At 72.8% G+C, this 589-nt stretch carries 1 pseudogene; it reads right to left on the bottom strand.

Features of this window, described 5'->3' with window-relative positions:
• A pseudogene (locus CCN37_RS37745) lies at positions 1 to 589 on the bottom strand (AAA family ATPase); the annotation flags it as partial.

The raw sequence follows: 589 nt of genomic DNA, 5'->3' as shown, positions 1-589 counted from the left end.
CCTGGGCGCGGCCTGCGCGGGCGCCTGCGGCATGGGCTGGCCGGGCGGCGGACCCTGCTGCGGCCGCGCGGAGACCTGCGGCAGCGGCACCGTCTGGAGCACGCGGCTGATGATGTGGTCCACCGGGACGCCGTCGGCGAGCGCGTCGTAGGACAGCACGAGTCGGTGCCGAAGCACGTCCGGCACCACGTCCACCACGTCCTGCGGCAGCACGTAGTCGCGCCCGCGCACCAGGGCCAGCGCCCGGGCTGGCGGGTGGCGAGCACGACGCGCACGACGTAGTCGACGAGCGCGTGGTGCACGAAGACCTGCGCGGCCACGCCCTGCAGGCGCACCAGCTCCTGCGCGGTGAGCACCTGGTGCGGGGCCGGGGCCTGCACGCCCATCCGGTAGACGATCTCGCGCTCCTCCTCGGCGGAGGGGTACTCGACGAGGATCTTGAACAGGAAGCGGTCGCGCTGCGCCTCGGGCAGCGGGTAGACGCCCTCGTTCTCGATCGGGTTCTGGGTGGCCATCACCAGGAACGGGTTGGGCATCGGGAAGGTCTTGCCGCCGATGGAGACGTGCCGCTCGGCCATGACCTCCAGCA

Origin of the sequence: Allokutzneria sp. NRRL B-24872, assembly GCF_002155965.1 — a bacterium.
Lineage (GTDB): Bacteria > Actinomycetota > Actinomycetes > Mycobacteriales > Pseudonocardiaceae > Allokutzneria.
This window is presented reverse-complemented; position numbering and strand designations above follow the sequence as displayed.